Annotated in this window: 2 protein-coding genes; both read right to left on the bottom strand. The window is 63.8% G+C overall.

All coding sequences use genetic code 11. The features are described 5' to 3' along the window. Positions 1 to 2,210 (bottom strand): PAS domain-containing sensor histidine kinase (locus tag AC1DUU_RS27230; RefSeq protein WP_476786471.1); only part of this gene is annotated, 2,210 nt, incomplete at its 3' end. 256 nt (positions 2,211 to 2,466) lie between these two features. Beyond that, positions 2,467 to 3,235: aminopeptidase N C-terminal domain-containing protein (locus AC1DUU_RS27235; RefSeq protein ID WP_476786472.1), on the bottom strand; the 769-nt coding region annotated here is incomplete at its 5' end.

The following is a 3,235-nucleotide window of genomic DNA, read 5'->3' on the forward strand; positions in this document are numbered from 1 at the left end:
GAGATGGCGAGGCCCAGGCCCGAGCCGGCGTGGTTTTTCGAGAATTGGTTCTGCACCTGCTCGAACGGGCGGCCGAGCTTGCCCAGCGCATGTTTCGGGATGCCGCAGCCATTGTCTTCTATGCTGAGCGTCAGKGCGCCCGAAGCATTGCGCGCCCGGACCGAAATGCGTCCGCCCTCGCCGGTGAACTTCACCGCGTTCGACAAAAGGTTGATGACGATCTGCTTGACCGCCCGGCGGTCGGCGAACAGCGTCATGGAATCGGCGATCTGCGTCTCCACGGTGATCGACTTTTGCGCAGCCTGTAGCGAAACCACCCGAACAGTCTCGCGGATCAGCGGGCAAAGATCGATCTCCTCGCGGTCCATCGAAAACTGGCCAGCCTCGATCTTCGACATGTCGAGAATGTCGTTGATGACGCCCAGAAGATACTTGCCGCTGGAATTGATGTCGCGGGCATATTCCTCGTAGCGCGGCGAACCCATCGGTCCGAACAGGCGCCCTTCCATCAGCTCCGAAAAGCCGATGACCGCATTGAGCGGGGTACGAAGCTCATGCGACATGTTGGCGAGGAATTCCGACTTGGCGCGGTTGGCCGCCTCGGCGCGCTCGGTTTCCTTCATGTATTTGCGGTTGAGCTCGACCAGTTCGTGCGAACGCTCTTCTTCCGAGCGCCGCGCCAGGCTGAGATCGTGGATCGTCGCCATCAAGCGCCGTTCGCTTTCCATCAGCTTGTCCTGGTGCTGCTTGATCTGGGTGATGTCGGACCCGACCGACACTAGGCCGCCATCGCGCGTGGTCAGTTCGTTGACCTGCAGCCAGCGCCCGTCGGCCAGCTGGCGTTCATAGGTCGCACCCGCGCGGGGGCCATTGGCGCTGGCCAGCCGCCGCTCCGAAGCGAAGGCGACCATGCGCTCTTCGAGGTCTTGACGCGCTGTGCCCGGCAGCACGTCGCGGTCGTTCAGGCCGTTGTCGTGCTGATACTTGGAATTGCACATCACCAGCCGGCCGTTGGCATCCCAAAGCACGAAGGACTCGGTGATGTTTTCGATTGCCGCCCGCAGCCGCTGGTCGGCAGCCTCCGAGCGCAAGGCGAGGTGGCGCTGCTCGGTAATGTCGACGGCAATGCCCGTCATCTGGATTTCGGGCGCCTCGGGATCGATAACCTGGGCGCGGGCGCGCATCCACACCCAGCGGCCATCGGCATGGCGCATGCGGAACACGCGGTCGATATGGTCGACTTCGCGCGCCACCACCTGGTTGGCGAGCTCGAACAGGTCGCCGTCTTCGGGGTGGATGATGCGTGCCACTTCGCCGAATGACAGCATGGCCTCGCAGGCCTCATAGCCGAGCAGCTGATACATCGAGCCCGACCAGTACATCTTGCCGCGCACCATGTCCCAGTCCCACAGGCCGCATTTGCCGCGCACAAGGGCGAGGTCGATGCGTTCATGCGCTTCGAGATAGATGCCATCGGCGGCCTGGGCGCGCGCCGCCTGGCTGAAATAGGCGTAGAGGATGAGGATCAGGATGCCGGCTGTCATCACAAACAGCGCGACGTTGAGCGACACCGTCTTGCGCCATTCGGCGAAGACCGCTTCTTGCGGGACAAGGGCGGCAGCGGCTGCGCGCTTGCCGTCGGCGAGGCTCACTGCCGCCAGCCAGTCCTGGCCACCGATGCGAACTTCCATCACACCGGCGCGGTCACCGAACATGAACAGCGGTTGCCCGCCTGAGACGATGGCGTCGAGGGCCTGGCCTTGCCAACCAGTCGACCGCGGGCTCACCGCAATGACGCGGAAGTTCTGGTCGGTCAGCGCAATGACGTGGCTGCGGCTTAGCGTGCCTTGCTGGCTGGTGCGTTCGAGCAGGTCCTGGCTTGCGGCGGCGAGCGGTACGTCGGCCGTAGCACCCACCATCAGCGAGTTGACCAATTCGCCGGCTGAGAGCGCCAGGATCGCCTTGGCGTTGCGTTCGACGTCGTCGCGCAAGGCCATCATCGACAGGACACGTGTGCCGGCAACGACGATCAGGAAGATGACGATCAGCGTCGGTATCGAGCGGCGGAGCAAGGGCTCGGCGGCAAGGAGCCGACGGTAGGCGGGCTCGGCGATAAGACGTGCATTGCCCGACAAGCCAGCGCCACGCGCTTGCCTGCGACGGCCAAAAGCAGTCTCATCGGGCGCGCCCCACGCGTCCGCCTTTGCCATAAATGGCTCCCCAAATCCCGTTTCCTGGTAGCTGATCCGGCATACGCCGTACTTCCGAATCGTCACTAAAGAATCAAAGCTGATTCGCCTTGTCCAGTGGCGCGGGCGAAAAAGATTAAAATTCGGCTAAAAGGCTGCTGAATTGGATGCGCATATCGCGCTTGCCAAACGGCGGCTCCCGGAAAAGCCGCCGCATTCTGGAACATGACAGAATTCAGGTCAGGTCGGCCTCGCCTGAATTCCTCCATGCTCTGGATCAGGCCAGCGTGCGCTCGATGATGTCGCGCAGATCCGCCGACAGCCCTTCCTTGGCCTGGATCGACAGCAGTGCGGCGCGCGCCTTGGCCTGGCGGTTCGGTTCGAGCGAACGCCACGACCGTAGCGCAGTGGCGAGGCGTGCGGCGACCTGCGGATTGCGCTTTTCGACCGTCAGCACAGTTTCGGCAAAGAAGGTGTAGCCCACCCCGTCGGCGCGGTGGAAACCGGTCTGGTTGGCGCTGGCGAAGCCGCCGATCAGCGAGCGCACCCGATTGGGGTTGGCGATCGAGAAGGCCGGGTGCTCGACCAGCGCTTTCACCGCCTCGACCGCTCCTGCGCCCGGCGCGGTCGCCTGGATCATGAACCATTTGTCCATGACCAGCGGGTCGCTGCGGTAGCGCTTGTCGAATTCGGTAAGCGCTGCCCTGGCTTCCGCCGAGCCGGCATGGCGATGCGCCAGCACCGCAAGCGCTGCGGCACGGTCGGTCATGTTGGTTGCGGCAGCGAAATGCTCGGAAGCGAGAGCCGCGCCGCCCGGCAGGATGGCGAGGTAATCCAGCAGGATATTGCGCAAGGCGCGCCGGCCAGCACTTGCAGCGTCCGGCGAGAAGCCGCCCGACATGCGCAAATCCCCGTGAAGCTGCGAAAAGACTCCGCTATTGCTCTCCGCGATCTTCCTGGCCAGCGCCTCGCGTCCGGCAAAGATCGCGTCGGGATCGATGTTCTTGCCGATATCGCGCGCGATATCGGCTTCACCCGGCAAGGTC

This window comes from Aminobacter sp. P4_H6_2 (assembly GCF_056400805.1).